This window comes from Chryseobacterium sp. UNC8MFCol (assembly GCF_000482305.1).
Classification (GTDB): Bacteria; Bacteroidota; Bacteroidia; order Flavobacteriales; family Weeksellaceae; genus Chryseobacterium; species Chryseobacterium indologenes.
On the sequence record NZ_AXUZ01000004.1, the window covers coordinates 500,129 to 515,126 of the forward strand.

General features: G+C 37.9%; 12 protein-coding genes. 1 reads left to right on the forward strand and 11 read right to left on the reverse strand.

What is annotated here, in order from left to right:
- Positions 1–89: 89 nt before the first annotated feature.
- The 5 genes from M030_RS0105570 to M030_RS0105590 form a co-directional block, all read right to left on the reverse strand.
- Positions 90–3,275, reverse strand: a complete 3,186-nt coding sequence (locus tag M030_RS0105570) for an efflux RND transporter permease subunit (RefSeq protein WP_027372589.1) — start codon at positions 3,273–3,275, stop codon at positions 90–92.
- A gap of 7 nt (positions 3,276–3,282) precedes the next feature.
- Positions 3,283–4,344 (reverse strand): efflux RND transporter periplasmic adaptor subunit, encoded by a 1,062-nt coding sequence (locus M030_RS0105575; RefSeq protein ID WP_027372590.1) that lies wholly within the window; start codon positions 4,342–4,344, stop codon positions 3,283–3,285.
- Positions 4,345–4,350: 6 nt separating this feature from the next.
- Positions 4,351–5,718: a TolC family protein gene (locus M030_RS0105580; RefSeq protein ID WP_027372591.1), complete on the reverse strand. Its 1,368-nt coding sequence runs from the start codon at positions 5,716–5,718 to the stop codon at positions 4,351–4,353.
- A gap of 87 nt (positions 5,719–5,805) precedes the next feature.
- Entirely contained in the window at positions 5,806–6,399 is a 594-nt protein-coding gene (locus tag M030_RS0105585) for a TetR/AcrR family transcriptional regulator (RefSeq protein ID WP_027372592.1), read from the reverse strand.
- Positions 6,400–6,600: 201 nt separating this feature from the next.
- On the reverse strand, positions 6,601–7,425 hold the full coding sequence (locus tag M030_RS0105590; RefSeq protein WP_027372593.1) for a S1 RNA-binding domain-containing protein: 825 nt from the start codon (positions 7,423–7,425) through the stop codon (positions 6,601–6,603).
- A 137-nt stretch (positions 7,426–7,562) separates the two neighbouring features.
- Here M030_RS0105590 and M030_RS0105595 point away from each other — a divergent pair, with 137 nt between their 5' ends.
- A complete protein-coding gene (locus M030_RS0105595) occupies positions 7,563–8,012 on the forward strand; it encodes a hypothetical protein (RefSeq protein ID WP_027372594.1) in 450 nt (149 codons plus the stop codon).
- Positions 8,013–8,193: 181 nt separating this feature from the next.
- On the opposite strand, the gene M030_RS0105600 is transcribed toward M030_RS0105595, so the two are convergent.
- The 6 genes from M030_RS0105600 to recQ form a co-directional block, all read right to left on the reverse strand.
- Positions 8,194–9,033, reverse strand: a complete 840-nt coding sequence (locus tag M030_RS0105600) for a DUF4476 domain-containing protein (RefSeq protein ID WP_027372595.1) — start codon at positions 9,031–9,033, stop codon at positions 8,194–8,196.
- 100 nt (positions 9,034–9,133) lie between these two features.
- On the reverse strand, positions 9,134–10,537 hold the full coding sequence (gene lpdA / locus M030_RS0105605) for a dihydrolipoyl dehydrogenase (RefSeq protein WP_027372596.1): 1,404 nt from the start codon (positions 10,535–10,537) through the stop codon (positions 9,134–9,136).
- Between the two features lie 127 nt (positions 10,538–10,664).
- Positions 10,665–11,012 (reverse strand): hypothetical protein, encoded by a 348-nt coding sequence (locus M030_RS0105610; RefSeq protein ID WP_027372597.1) that lies wholly within the window; start codon positions 11,010–11,012, stop codon positions 10,665–10,667.
- A gap of 102 nt (positions 11,013–11,114) precedes the next feature.
- Entirely contained in the window at positions 11,115–11,504 is a 390-nt protein-coding gene (locus M030_RS0105615) for a cupin domain-containing protein (protein WP_027372598.1), read from the reverse strand.
- 11 nt (positions 11,505–11,515) lie between these two features.
- The gene (locus M030_RS0105620) at positions 11,516–12,598 is read right to left on the reverse strand and encodes a glycosyltransferase (RefSeq protein WP_027372599.1); all 1,083 of its coding nucleotides are present in this window, start codon (positions 12,596–12,598) and stop codon (positions 11,516–11,518) included.
- A gap of 143 nt (positions 12,599–12,741) precedes the next feature.
- On the reverse strand, positions 12,742–14,946 hold the full coding sequence (recQ, locus tag M030_RS0105625; protein ID WP_027372600.1) for a DNA helicase RecQ: 2,205 nt from the start codon (positions 14,944–14,946) through the stop codon (positions 12,742–12,744).
- Positions 14,947–14,998: the final 52 nt, after the last annotated feature.

The window sequence follows — 14,998 nt, forward strand, 5'->3', positions numbered from 1 at the left end:
TTATCTTTTGTCTTTTTTATTCTACAACACATACTAAAAAGCGCCTCAGAAAATCTGAGGCGCTTTCGGTTAATTAATAAGGTTTGATTTTATTTGTCTAAATGTTTAGGAGTAAATCCGTCTTCATTTAATTCTCTATGTACGTAATCGGCTTTCATTTCAGCTTCATAGTCTACTTTATTGTCTTTACCCATTCTTCTTAAAATAGAGTCAAACAGGGAGTATACTACCGGTACAATAATCAAGGTCAGGAATAAAGACGATGTCAGACCACCGATAACTACCCATGCAAGACCTTTATTCATCTCCGCTCCTGCTCCGGTTGCCAATGCGATCGGCAACATACCGAAGATCATCGCAATCGTTGTCATCAGGATCGGACGAAGACGGGCGTGGTTGGCCTGGATCAATGCATCATGAGTGGTTGCACCTGCTGCTTTTCTTGCATTGGTAAAGTCAACGATCATAATTGCGTTCTTCGCTACAAGACCGATCAACATGATCATCCCCAGCATGGTAAAGATGTTCAATGAATTCGCTGTCAGGGCAAGGATTACCATTACTCCGATCATTGCCAGCGGAATAGAGAATAATACCACAAACGGATATACAAAACTGTCATACAGTGACACCATTACCAGGTAAACCAATACGATAGCCGCCATTAATGCAATCCCTAAAGTACCGAAACCTTCCTGCTGGTTTTCCATATCACCACTCCAGATGTAATCTACGCCGATAGGTTTTTTACCTTTCATAAATTTGTCTGCCCATTCGTTGGCAACATCTCCTACAGGTCTACCTACGGCTTTAGCTCTTACTTTTACGGAAGGAGATTTATCTCTACGTTCAAGCAAACTCGGTCCTGAGCCCATTTTAACATCAGCAAACTGGGTCAGACGAACCTGTTGCCCCTGAGCATTGGTAAATATCAGGTTTTTAACATCATCAATAGATTGTCTGTTAAGATCTCCGAAACGGATATTGATATCATATTCATATTCTCCGGCTTTGAATTTTCCGTCGGTATTTCCGTTGAATGCTGTTTGCATCGTCTGTCCTACGCTGGAAACATTCAGGCCTAAAGAAGCCATTTTATCTCTGTCAAGCGTTACCTGTACTTCCGGGTTACCAGAGTCTGTAGATAATTCCGCATCCACTGCTCCTGGAACTTTTTTCAGCAATTCAAGAATTCTTGTCGCTTCTTTTACAGCGGTTGCATTATCAGGTGCTGTTACTACCATTTCAATCGGAGCATTCTCCGCTCCCATGATACCAATTGGAGCTGTCTTGAACTCGACACCTGTGAATTTCTCTTCTAAAGCTCTTTTTACTTTTGCAGCTTTGATGTTTGTACTTTCAGAACGCTCAGACTTATCGGTTAAGTTTACCTGAACCTCCGACTGATACGTTGTAGCCTGGGCTCCACCAAAACCTGTTGACTGCTGACCAACTGTAGTAATCAAGTCTACAACATCTTTATCATTTCTTAAATACTTCTCAACATCTAATGTCAACTGGTTAGTTTTCTCAATTGTGGCATCTTTTGAAAGCTCCATCTGAACCAAGAACTGACCACGGTCAATCGGTGGGAAAAACTCTCCTCCGATGAAACCGAAGATCACCAACAGGAATGAACTTATCAGAATAATAAAGGTAACAATCACTGTTGTAACTCTTCTTAAGGTTGTTTTCAAGCACCATTCAAGGATGTCAGTAATCCAGTGAGTAAATTTGTCGATAAGGCTTTCAAACCATAAGATAAATTTCTCAAACCAGTTTTTACCGGTTAAATGCTCCAGTTTACCAAATCTTGATGATAACCAAGGAATAATGGTAAATGATGCTAACAATGAAAGTAAGGTTGCAATGACTACGGTGACGCAGAACTGAGCCAGGATATTGGCAACAAGCCCTGAACTCATCGCAATCGGTAAGAATACCACCACAATTACAAGGGTAATCGCCGCTACGGTAAATCCGATTTCCGAAGCTCCGTCGTAGGCTGCCCTGATCTTACTTTTACCCATCTCCATGTGACGGTAAATGTTCTCCAGTACTACAATTGCATCATCCACAAGAATACCCACCACAAGGGAAAGCCCCAATAAACTCATTAAGTTCAGCGTATATCCCATCAGGTGCATTCCAATGAACGCCGCTACCAATGATGCCGGGATGGAAACCATTACAATAAATGCGTTTCTGATACTGTGAAGGAACAATAACATGACGATAGCCACAAGGATAATCGCTAAGAATAAGTCGAAAATTACATGGTTTGCTGATTCCAGGGTAAAATCTGTGGTATCGTTTACCACTTTTACTTTTACTCCCTGAATTTTATATGCTTCTTCTACAGTTTTAATGGTTTTGCGAATACTTTCAGATACTGCTACGGCATTGGCGTCAGACTGCTTTTTAACCTGCATTAAGATCGTCGGAAACTGATTGAATCTTGCTACTTTTTCAACATCTTTCTGAGAGTCAAAAACCGATGCCACATCAGATAAACGGACCTGAGCCCCGTTTTTATTGGAAACCACCAGGCTGTTCATTTCTGCAATCGACTTATATTTTCCTGACAGTCTGATCGTAGATTTCGTCGTTCTGGTTTTCAAACTTCCTGTAGGGAAATCTAAGTTTGAGGAAAGAATTGCCTGTTGTACATCACCAATAGAAAGGCCGTACCCCTGTAATTTTTTCTCATCAAGATTCACCTGAATTTCTCTTTCCTGACCTCCTACAAGATCTACTTTTGCAACTCCGTTTACACGGGAGAAAATAGGTTCGATCTTTTTATCCAACAGGTCATAAAGGTCTTTACTGTTCAGTTTATCGGATGAGATACTCATGGTAATAATCGGTAAATCATCCAGTGAGAATTTATTCAGTGATGGTGCTTTTACGTCTTTAGGGAAATCTGCCAAAATAGCATTTACCTTACGTTGTGCATCATTCAAAGCAAAATCAACATCTGCACCATTGTTCAGCTGAACCATGATTACGGATAAGCTTTCGTATGAAGAAGATTCTACTTTTTTTACATTTTCCAGAGAACCCACGGCATCTTCAATCTTTCGGGTAACCGAAGTTTCCACCTCTGCTGGTGAAGCTCCGGGATACACTGTAGAAATGGTTACCATATTGGTTTCGAATTTCGGAATCAATTCGTATCCCATGAGCGTATAACTCAGGATACCTCCCAGCGTCAGAATTGTAAATAATACAATTACCAGCGAGGGTCTTTTAATCGATATTTCTGCTAACTTCATAGACCTTCTACTTTATAATGTTCACTTTAGATCCGTTATCCAGGTTGATCTGTCCGCTGGTTACTACCTGTTCGCCACCGTTCAATCCGCTTAATACCTGAACTTTATTTCCGTAGATTTTTCCTACGGTTACTTTGATCATCTTAGCAACTCCGTTTTCAACGATAAACAGCTGTCCTGAGCTTACCCCATTTACAAAAGCTTCTGCCGGCACTGTCAGCATATTCTGAGTTTCCGCACCATGGTTTGTCTTAAATGTTGCTGTGGCATACATTCCTGCTTTTAAATTTCCTCTGTTCTGAACTTCAATTTCAACCGGGAAATTTAAAGAAGCATCACTTTTAGGAGCGATAAATGTAATTCTTCCCGAAAAAGAATCTTCAGGTAACACATTCACTTTAACTGGCACTTCCTGCCCAAGTTGTATTCTTCCGATCTGGCTTTCATCCACTAATACAGAAAGTTTTAAGCTGTTGATATTCACAATTTCAAACATCGCTGTCCCCGGAGAAACCACTGTTCCGGGCTCTACCATCTTTTTGTTGATCGTTCCGCTGATCCCTGCACGGATGCTTGTGTCATTCACTTTTACTCCCTGAGCTCTTACGGCAGCCTGCATATTTTTAAGCTGCAATCTCGAGTTGTCAAGTTGTTGTTTGGTAACTCCACCGGTTTTATAGGCGTTTTCGTAACGTTGGTTATCAATAATAGCGTTCTGCAAATTATTCTGAGCCTGAGCCACATCTACTTCAATCGCATCTCTTTTGATGGTAGCCAATACCTGGCCTGCGCCTACTCTGGAACCTTCTTTCACCAACACGTTAACGATACGGCCGGAAATCTCAGAAGCCTGGTTCATTTCCTGTTTGGGAAGAAATGTTCCGTTTGCGGAATAGTCGGTGTCAATATTTTCTCTTGAAACGGTTACGATATTGACATTGATTTTATCTACCTGCTTGGCAACTTCTTTTACTTCCTGAGTCTGTTTTTCTTTGTTACCGGCAATTTTATAAGCAGCTAAACCTACGAGTACAGCGGCTACGATGATATATATTAAAGTTTTTTTCATTGTTTATTATAAGTTTTGTAGTGTGTTTAACTCTCCTTTTGCTTTAATGACTTTGATCTCAGCCTGCTTATAGTCCAGTAGTGCATTGGCATAGTTCTGTTTTGCCTGGGTAAGTGCATTTTCAGTATCCAGGACCTCAGTAAGTGTTGCTAAACCGTACTGGTAGTTAGACTGAGTATTTTTCTGTACTTTTTCCGCCAGATCCACATTATCCTTCATGCTCTGGATATTGATAATGGCATTTTCCATATTGGTAATGGCATTTTTATAATCCAGGCTCAGGTTAAGCTTTTTGTTTTGGATATCCTGATCCAGATCCTGAATATCAATTTCAGCCTGTTGGATCTGAGCTTTGGTAGCACCACCCATAAAAATAGGGATCTTAATAGCGACTCCGATTGATGCATAATCTCCCCAGTTTGTTCCCTGGCTTGATCCTGTTGCATAGGGGAATTTATTTCCTAATCCCTGCCATCCGTAATTTGCTGAAAGGCCTACAGTAGGATAAAGATTGGCTACCGTTGCTTTTTTGTTATATTCTAAAAGCTCTCTTTGTTTGTTTAAAACTTTTAACTCAGAACGGGTTTCCAGATTCACGTTTGTGCCTAACAGTTCAGGATTGGGTACAATTTCTTTTTCTTCCAGCTCAATTGAGTTCTCAATAGGAACACCCATATAAAACTTCAACGAATTTTTTGAAACTTCAACGGCATTGATCAATTGCTGCTTATTGGATTTAATATTGGTAAGCTGAACATTGGTACGGTCGAGATCAATTGGCTTAGCCAAACCGTTATCTACCAGACTTTTAATAACATTTCTTACTCTTTCCGTATTGGCATAACTTTCTTCAACAGTTTTAAGATTCTCTTCCTGAACAAAAACCTGATAATAAGCTGTGGCTACATTTTCAATGATTTGCTCATTCGTTAATTCAGAGTTTAAAAGGTAAAACTCTCTTGTTGATTTTGCGGCTTTAAGGCCAATAAAAACCCGCTGGTCAAAAATATTCTGATTAAGAGTTACCACGTTTACAGATTGCCATTTTGTACCGAAAGCAACCGGAATAAGCTCACCCGGCTTTCCTATAATCTCTCCCGGAAGAACAGATTTCTGCAAAATGGGGTTGTAAGTGTTACTGATGGTAGCACTGATCTGAGGTAAAGCCCCGGCTCTGGCCTCATCAATCTTATATTCAGCTTTTTTAACCTGTAAGGCCGCTTTTTTAGCTTCTGCCTTATTCTGAAGTGCCTGTTTGATTGCTTCCTGCAGAGAAACCTGCTGCTGAGCAGACACTGATGAAAAGCTGAAAATCATAAATGCTGCAGCTATCCCAATTTTTAGCTTTTTAGCAGTTATACGTTTTCTTTTCATAATTTTATACTTCGTTTATTTTCTTATTCAGTTCAGTCTTTATTTTTTTCTAAATGACGAATCATTTTCAGAAATACTTTAGTTTTTTTAATTTTTAAACAACATATTGATGATAATCTCTTTTCTTTCCGAAATAATTTTATCATATTCCTGATCACTGATCATCAGATTTTCCATAAACAAGGGTCTTATAGCACTTGGAAAGACTAATAATGAAACCATATTCAGAACAAACTGAACGGGTGCCATTTTCTCTACATTTCCCAATTCCATTTCTTTTTCAATATCGCTGTACAGCTCTTCCAGAACATCTTCTTCAATTTCTCTGCTGTGGCAGGTCTCTTTATTAATCTGTGAAACGATATAGGTTTCCAGATATGGGTACTGAAGACTTGTAGCAAGGCTGCTTTCTATAAATTTGCTGATCTTTTGCTTAAACGGCAGATCGGATCGCTGAATAATAGTAGACTTTTCCTGTTCTACTTTCTGGGCTTCATCAAAGATGATCTGAATCAGCTTATCTCTTGATCGGAAATAATAATTAATCAGAGTTCTGTTAACTCCCGCTGCATCGGCAATCTCCTGCGTAGTAGCATCAAATTTTCCTTTCACAAAGAACAAATTCTTCGCTGTCTCCTTGATCAATTCCTGTGTTTGGTCTTTTTTTGCTTGATTTGACATTTTTGTTAAACAAATTTGTGCAAAATTACACTTTTTTCATTTTTGACAAAATTGTTAAACAAAAAAATTAAACAAATTTGTTATGATTTGCATCATGTTTTTGTTTTTATGTACAACCATAGGTTACGAAAAAAAAAGAGACTGCTGTGGGCAATCTCTTTTTTATAAATATCTTTAAATACCTGTTTGTAAGCAATATGACTATAACAACCTGATCTTATCGTCTGAAATATCAATAATTTTATCTTTATAAAGTCCTCCGATGGCTTTTTTGAAGTTCTTTTTACTCATCTGAAGTTCGTCTTTGATTTCTTCAGGAGAAGATTTATCCGATACGTACAAAAGGCCGTAATTTTCTTCCAGTTTATTAAGAATTTTCTGTTTGAATTCATCAATATTTTCAAAACCGTCGGGTTGTAAAGACACGTCAATCTTGCCGTCTTCACGAATGGCTTTAATGTATCCTGATTCTTCGGATAAAGGGTACAGCTTTTTGAATACATCAGATGCGTAGATAAGGCCGATATATTTTTTATTAATGATAACGTTCCAGCCCAGCTCACTTTCATTCATCATAATGAGATCTACTTTATCTCCGGTCTGAAAAGGAACATCCTGATACTGAGGATTTCGTTTGAACTTTGTGGTTCCAGTAATCAGGTCCATATCCTTATCTACATAAATGTAAACCAGGTATCTTTTCCCTTCAATAATTTTGGTTTTCTGCTGTTTGTACGGGATAAATAAATCTTTAATGATTCCCCAATCCATAAAGGCTCCGCTTGGAAGACTCTGCACACAACTCATTACAGCAAATTCCCCTACTTCGGCCAAAGGAATTTCGGTGGTAGCCTTTAATTTATCATCATCCTGATAAACGAAAACCTCAACATACTCACCTACTTCTTTTTCTTCCTGAATGAAGATTTTAGGTAAAAATGCCTTTTCACCGGATCCGTCGGTAAGGATCCATCCTGAATTAATTTTTTCTGAAATTTCTAAACTTTGGGTTTTTCCGAGTTGCATTGATGATAAAATTAGCTGACAAAGGTACGGAAATTTGAAGATTTCAACCTATTTAAACATGACCTAATCTTTTCAAAGCTATCATTAATCTTTCAACAAGCCGATAAAACCTGTACATTTGAATAAAAATCTAACACATGAAAAAATTCTGGATCGCAGCATTCATTCTTTCTGCATGGGCTTTACATGCTCAGGTTTTTGAAAAAACAGCCTTTAATCTAGGCTACCGGTATACAGGAAGAAATGTGATACAGGCCGGATTAGACTTCAGAATCGGAGATTCAAGATATAAATCTGTCATCCTTGGTCCTTCTGTCCTTTATACCCGCATCAACCATAACGATAAATTTATGCCTGAAGCCCACATTTATTATAGCAACAATGGTCAGCTGTATGGCGCATCAATTAATCAGTATTCGATAGAACCACGAATTGGCATTTCGCTATTCAATATATTTTTTCTCAATACGGGATATGCCATCCCTATTCATGATGATAGATATTTTAAAGGAGTAACCTTCGGCATACAATTCAATATTGCACCGGTAAAAAGTTCAAAATTTTATGATCATATGAAAATGATGTAGATTTTCTGCTTGCTTTTCAACAATATATTACATTTTATTTGTACATCATTGGTATCTTTTTATTTTTAGTAAAATATACAGATACTTTCTTAGCTTTTTTGCCACGAATGCATGAATAAATCTGCCTTAGTTATCTGCTAATGGTACTATAATGATATGACTCTATGCCTGTGGAAACTGCCTATAATCTGGAAATGTAATCCATCAGTTCCCGTTTGCTGTTTTCAAAATCAAAAGCGTCATATACCACAAAATATTTGTTTGTATCTACACAATTACGATACATTGATTTGGCTAATGCCAGCTTATTTTTATCAAAACTCATTGATTTTACCAGGTCTCTTATCTGTGCAGACGTAAACATGGAAGTACGCATTTGTTGATTGATCATGGCTATTTTACCTTCATCAAAACTCTCTTTTCGCTTTAACGTCTCAAAAAATTGCCTGAATGTTCCGTTATCCATTACATTTCCTGAATTGTTCCAGTTTCCGGAAGAATTTCCGTACGGATTATTCCAGACGTCATTCCAGTCATTAAAACTGTATTGTCCCTGCACAGGGTAAGAATCTAACAGGTACAATCCTTCATTAGTAAAGAAATCGAGCACCATCCGGTTGTTATTACGAAGCATCAATGTTGTTCTGTACATCAGGAAGCCGTTTGCATAGATGGAGATAGACATCCTCCCCGATTGCAAGTCAAAAAAACGATATTTCCCGGAACTGTTTGCCATCATCTGATCCCCTATTTCAACAGTGAAAAAGCCTTGTTCAGGAATGCGTAAAAAGACTTCAGCATAACCGTAGTTACGGTTCCATTGATATCCGGGGTTCTTATTTTTATTTCGTGGATCTAAAGAATTACGATCCTGACTTCTATTTTTCATCCCGGGTGTTTCAGGGGTTCTCATAGCTGTGGCAGAAGCTTCATTTCGCAGCAATTCTCCTGCCTTTCCTGCTTCCTGTGCCATTATAGTAACAGCCGCTATCATCATTAAACTTATAAATATTTTCTTCATGTCTTTTTTCGTAGTTGGCCGTCCATTTTTATGCCAAAAAAAGAGAAACCATAAATGATTTCTCTTTTGTATTTAAATGATTAAAAAATGTAATCAGATCTTAAATATGAATCGGTCTTTTACCCGTAGCATCCAGTGCAGCTTCTTTAATGGCTTCTGCATAGGTTGGGTGAGCGTGAGAACTTCTGGCGATATCTTCAGCACTTGCACGGAATTCCATAGCGATTACTCCTTCTGCGATAAGGTCAGCAGCTCTTGCTCCTACGATGTGCATTCCAAGAACCTCATCTGTTTTTTCATCAGCAATGATTTTAACAAAACCATCAACATCACCACTTGCACGGCTTCTTCCTAATGCTCTCATCGGGAAGTTTCCAACTTTGTAAGCTACTCCTTCTTCTTTAAGCTGCTCTTCAGTTTTTCCAACTCCTGCAACTTCCGGCCATGTATAAACAACACCAGGAATTAGGTTATAATTGATGTGAGGTTTTTGACCTGCTAAAATTTCAGCCACCAAAGTTCCTTCTTCACTTGCTTTGTGAGCAAGCATAGCACCTTTGATAACGTCACCGATAGCATAGATATTGGCTACATTAGTTTGCAGGTGATCGTTTACTTTTACTCTTCCTCTTTCATCAAGCTCTACACCTGCCTTTTCAAGACCAAGACCGTCAGTGTAAGGTTTTCTTCCTACAGAAACTAAACAGTAATCTCCTTCTACCACTACTTCTTCTCCTTTTTTATCTTTAGCGGTAACTTTTACAGTATCTCCGTTTCTTTCAACACCTGAAACTGCTGTAGAAAGCATAAACTTCATACCTTGTTTTTTAAGAACTTTAGTCAATTCTTTGCTTAAAGCTCCATCCATTCCAGGGATGATTTTATCCATGAACTCAACTACCGTTACCTGAGCTCCCAATCTTAAGTATACAGATCCTAATTCAAGACCGATTACTCCACCTCCGATCACCACTAAATGCTTAGGGATTTCTTTAAGGTTTAACGCTTCAGTAGAAGTAATGATTCTTTCTTTATCAAGAGAGATAAAAGGTAAAGAAGAAGGCTTAGAACCTGTTGCTATGATTGTATATTTTGATTCAATCGTTTCAGAAGAACCGTCATTTTTTGTAATTTTGATTTGAGTAGCTGATTCAAAACTTCCTACTCCTTCAAAAACAGTGATTTTGTTTTTGTCCATCAAATAGTTGATCCCTTTCGTAGTCTGATCTACCACTTCGTTTTTACGCGCAACCATTCTTTGAATATCGGCCTGCGGGTCATTAATCAGAATTCCGTGGCTTGCAAAATTGTGTTTTGCATTCTCAAAATGCTCAGAGCTATCTAGAAGTGCTTTTGACGGAATACATCCAACGTTAAGACAAGTTCCGCCTAAAGTTGAATATTTTTCAATAATTGCTGTTTTGAAACCTAACTGTGCTGCACGGATAGCAGCTACATAACCTCCAGGACCAGAACCTATTACGGTAACATCGAATTGACTCATGTTTTTTTATGAATTTGTTTATTATTATCTAACTTAACTCTCACAAATTTACATATAAATTACCAAGCACCAAAGTGAGTTTTATCAATTTTGAGTTCAAAAAAAATTAAATACCTTAAGGCGGTTATCAACCTAACCTCAATGGTCCGTTTCCTATGGAACCCAAACTTTCAAAAAACGAACCTCCATAGACATACCATTCAAGATTTTCCAGATATTCCACAGCGTTTTCCGGGGTTATCTGTGCACGGTCCTTTTTCGAAACAATTCCTTTATACCATCTTCCTGATTTGGAATAATGTTCATATTCGACAAAATAATGGACCCATATTCTTTGGCATAATTTACACTGCTGGATACTTACTTCTCCATATCTTCCGTTGGTGTGATCAATACCCAGTTCCGAACTTCTAAATTCAGTATAATTGTAGTCTGGTGTTTCACAGGCGCATCCTATTTTTGGAATCGTTTTCATTTTATCCTTTTTTTGAAGGGCAAATATACTAAAAATGCATCAGCCAGAATTTATCCTCAAAAGTATAAATAAGGCAAAATGACTATTCAACATTATTCTCAACTATTGATTCAAAAACCGGATGTTTTCTTCTTGACCTTTTTTCAAATAAATTGCTGTGAAAACTAATGGTTTTTCTTTTGAAGCATTGTCAAAATGAAGAATATTGACATTTTTAGGCTCATAGAAAGCATCGCCTTCGTGAAGGACAACACTCTCCTTTCCTTCTATCTGAAAAACAGCTTCTCCGGATTTTATAATTCCCACGACAGGACACGGATGCACATGTTTGGGAGCCGTCTGCCCTCCTGCCATTGTTATTTCCTGAATTTCAGCAGTGGTGACTTTCCGGTTCACAGAAGCTTTCAGCAATTCTTTTCTTGCAATCCGGCTTTTCTGGGCCATTGCCGTTATAGAAATCAGCATAGAAACAATGAATATCATTTTCTTCATAGCCTTTGTGGTTATTTTTTAATTAGATCCAGTAAAACCTTCTCATATTCATCCAAAATAATGTTCTTTGAAAACCGGGATCTGATCGAATTTTTTATCGCATCACGATTATAATTCTCATGCATTACTTTTATAATTTGCTGTGCAAAATCATCATAATTTTCAATATTGGCAATTTCGCCGTTTACATTATGCTGGATAATCTCGTTGATTCCTCCCGGGCAGTTATTGGCTAAGGAATAGGTTCCACAAGCTCCGGCTTCCAGCAACACATTCGGAAAGCCCTCATACCTTGAGGAAAGAATAAACAGATCCGCATATTTTAAAAACTGATAGGGATTATCCTGTCTGCCATGAAAGATCACATTCTTCAATCCTAGAAATTCTTTCATCTGCAGCAGTACGTCTCTATCTTTTCCATCTCCTAAAATATGAAGCATGATATTTTCATTTTTAAGTCTTGAAAATACCTTTAATAAGTTATCAAAACCTTTTCTGGCCGAGAGGTTACCAATGGCTACCACATTTTTATAGTTGTATTTAAAACCTTCAGGCTTTAGGGAAGTTCTCAGTTTTTCCTCAATAAAATCAAAATCTACCGGATTGTTGATCTTGACAATTTTCTTTTTTTTAATATTAAAATTATCAATCAGGTCTTTCTTCATATCGTCACTCTGTGCAATGATTTTCTGATAGTTATTGTAAAAATTATAGAAAAACTTGATTTCCCTTCTGGTAACGTGTTCCGTGACGACATTGGTTTCTCTGGCAATAAATTTTGTTCTGGGAAAAAGTTTGATAAACAAAGCCAGGTAAGCATTGACCTCTCCGAAACCTGAAAATACAATATCCGGTTTTCTTCTGTAGATCTCTCCCAGTATCGGTTTCAGCGAATGTCTGATTCTCTCTGTATTGATGTCAATGATCTCAACATCTTTCTTCAGGAAATTAAGGTAACCTCCACGTTTGCGCAACAATAAAATCTTAGGCTCAAAGCGGTCCCTCGATAAATGATTGGCAATCGTAGTAACAATTCTTTCCGCTCCTCCTGTCTCCAGATCAGGCAGAATAAATATGACAGAGATTTTTTTCATCAGTTAAAGTTACTAAAAAGTTTAGTTACGAGTCAAATATTCCTTTTATTGATCCTCTTTTTTGGTCCTGTAGACGAATCTAAAATAAACAGGCCATCTCAGTTTGAGACAGCCTGTTTGTGCATTTTTTCTTATTTCAGTCTTTAGTTTGCTACGTCGCTGATAAATTTAATTCTCAGCATTCTTACTTCTTCATCGGAAAGTTCGTCTCCAAATTCATCCAGCAATACTTTCATGCTATCGCTTTCAGATTCGTTCATAAACTCCATAAATCCGTCTACAATATCTTCATCGAAATTATCTTCAATATAATAATCAATATTCAATTTTGTTCCCTGATAAACGATCCTTTCCATTTCCTTCAGGAGTTCATCCATCGAAAGGTTTTTGGCTCTTGCGATATCTTCAAGATCGATCTTTTTATCGGTGCTCTGAATAATGAAAACTTTGTGGCTCGATTTATTGGCGACCTGCTTCAACACCATATCCTGAGTACGTTCTATATTGTTATCCTCAACATAGGTCTTAATGTAATCAGCGAATTCTTTACCATATTTTTTAGCCTTTCCTTCTCCTACACCATAAATTTTGGTAATTTCATCTACCGTAATCGGATACTGAACCGTCATATCTTCTAAACTAGGATCCATAAATACGGTGTATGGAGGGATGCCATATTTCTTGGCTACTTTTTTCCTCAGTTCTTTTAAAAGACCAAACAGGTTCTGATCCATACCGCCACCTGCCTGCTGCTGTATCTGATCACTTTCAGCTTTAGACTGTGTAAGATCAAACTCTCTGTCTTCGGCTATTAAAAATTTGTCTTTTGATTCTCCTTTTAGTACAGCTCTTCCTTTTTCAGTAATCTTTATAACACCATAGGTTTCAATATCTTTCTGCAAGAAATTCTGAACCGTTGCCTGTCTGAGAATAGTCTTCCAGTAATTGTCCTTTTCGTGTTTACCAAAACCAAAATGATCGTTTTGCTCAAGTTTATATGATTTCGTCACCGCTGTTTCTTTTCCAACAATAACAGAAATCAGGTCTTTGGCTTTAAATTTTTCTCCTGTATCACTAATCAGTTCCAAAGCTTTATTCAGATCAGCTGTTGCATCTTTCAATTTTGGAGGATTCGAAGAGTTATCACACATCTTTGCCCCATCACCGTTGACAGGATCAAAAGATTCACCAAAATAATACAGGATGTATTGTCTACGACTCATTGAAGTTTCGGCATATCCTACCACTTCGTTCAGGAGCTGCAGGCCAATTTCTCTTTCAGAAACGGGCTTTTGCGCCAGGAACTTTTCTAGTTTCTCTATGTCTTTCGGATCATAGAATGCCAGACAATGACCTTCTCCTCCATCTCTTCCTGCTCTTCCCGTTTCCTGATAATAACTTTCCAGGGATTTAGGAAAATCATAATGAATCACAAAACGTACATCTGGTTTATCAATTCCCATCCCAAAAGCAATGGTTGCCACGATGACATCCACTTCTTCCATGAGGAATTTATCCTGATTGGTTACTCTCACTTTTTGATCAAGACCGGCATGATAAGGAAGTGCATTGATTCCGTTGACCTGCAGAAGCTGGGCAAACTCCTCAACTTTTCTGCGGCTCAGGCAATATACGATCCCTGACTTTCCCTTGTGCTGATTGATAAATTTTACGATCTCTTTATCTACATTTACTTTCGGACATACCTCATAATATAGATTAGGCCGGTTGAAACTTTCTTTAAAAACCAATGCGTTGGTCATTCCCAAAGTTTTCTGGATATCATCCTGAACTTTAGGAGTTGCTGTTGCCGTCAAAGCAATCACCGGTACATTGGCAATCTTGTCTATGATCTGCTTTAAATTTCTGTATTCCGGTCTGAAATCATGTCCCCATTCTGAAATACAGTGTGCCTCATCAATGGCAAAGAAAGAAATCTTAACATCTTTCAGAAAGTCCAGATAGTCATCTTTAATCAATGATTCCGGAGCTACATACAAAAGTTTCGTTTTTCCACTTTTAATATCGTCAAAAACCTGTTTTGTCTGTGTCTTGTTTAATGATGAATTTAATACATGTGCTACCCCATCATCCGATGAAAGGCCGTTGACTGCATCCACCTGATTCTTCATTAACGCGATTAAGGGTGAAACGACTATCGCCGTGCCTTCCGAAATAAGAGCAGGAAGCTGATAACATAATGATTTACCACCCCCCGTAGGCATCAAAACAAATATGTCTTCCCCATTTAAGAGATTTCCTATGATTTGTTCCTGCTGACCCTTAAATGTAGAAAACCCAAAATACTTTTTCAATTCGCCTGATAAATTGGCTTTTTTTGCGCTCATCTAATTTTCTATTGCTAAATTTGCATGTAACCCAAAGTTATAAAAATTCTGC

What these genes read in the sequence shown, in the direction of transcription:
- M030_RS0105570 (WP_027372589.1), bottom strand. Translation starts at nt 3,275, where the DNA reads ATGAAGTTAGCAGAAATATCGATTAAAAGACCCTCGCTGGTAATTGTA.
- M030_RS0105575 (WP_027372590.1), bottom strand. Translation starts at nt 4,344, where the DNA reads ATGAAAAAAACTTTAATATATATCATCGTAGCCGCTGTACTCGTAGGT.
- M030_RS0105580 (WP_027372591.1), bottom strand. Translation starts at nt 5,718, where the DNA reads ATGAAAAGAAAACGTATAACTGCTAAAAAGCTAAAAATTGGGATAGCT.
- M030_RS0105585 (WP_027372592.1), bottom strand. Translation starts at nt 6,399, where the DNA reads ATGTCAAATCAAGCAAAAAAAGACCAAACACAGGAATTGATCAAGGAG.
- M030_RS0105590 (WP_027372593.1), bottom strand. Translation starts at nt 7,425, where the DNA reads ATGCAACTCGGAAAAACCCAAAGTTTAGAAATTTCAGAAAAAATTAAT.
- M030_RS0105595 (WP_027372594.1), top strand. Translation starts at nt 7,563, where the DNA reads ATGAAAAAATTCTGGATCGCAGCATTCATTCTTTCTGCATGGGCTTTA.
- M030_RS0105600 (WP_027372595.1), bottom strand. Translation starts at nt 9,033, where the DNA reads ATGAAGAAAATATTTATAAGTTTAATGATGATAGCGGCTGTTACTATA.
- lpdA (WP_027372596.1), bottom strand. Translation starts at nt 10,537, where the DNA reads ATGAGTCAATTCGATGTTACCGTAATAGGTTCTGGTCCTGGAGGTTAT.
- M030_RS0105610 (WP_027372597.1), bottom strand. Translation starts at nt 11,012, where the DNA reads ATGAAAACGATTCCAAAAATAGGATGCGCCTGTGAAACACCAGACTAC.
- M030_RS0105615 (WP_027372598.1), bottom strand. Translation starts at nt 11,504, where the DNA reads ATGAAGAAAATGATATTCATTGTTTCTATGCTGATTTCTATAACGGCA.
- M030_RS0105620 (WP_027372599.1), bottom strand. Translation starts at nt 12,598, where the DNA reads ATGAAAAAAATCTCTGTCATATTTATTCTGCCTGATCTGGAGACAGGA.
- recQ (WP_027372600.1), bottom strand. Translation starts at nt 14,946, where the DNA reads ATGAGCGCAAAAAAAGCCAATTTATCAGGCGAATTGAAAAAGTATTTT.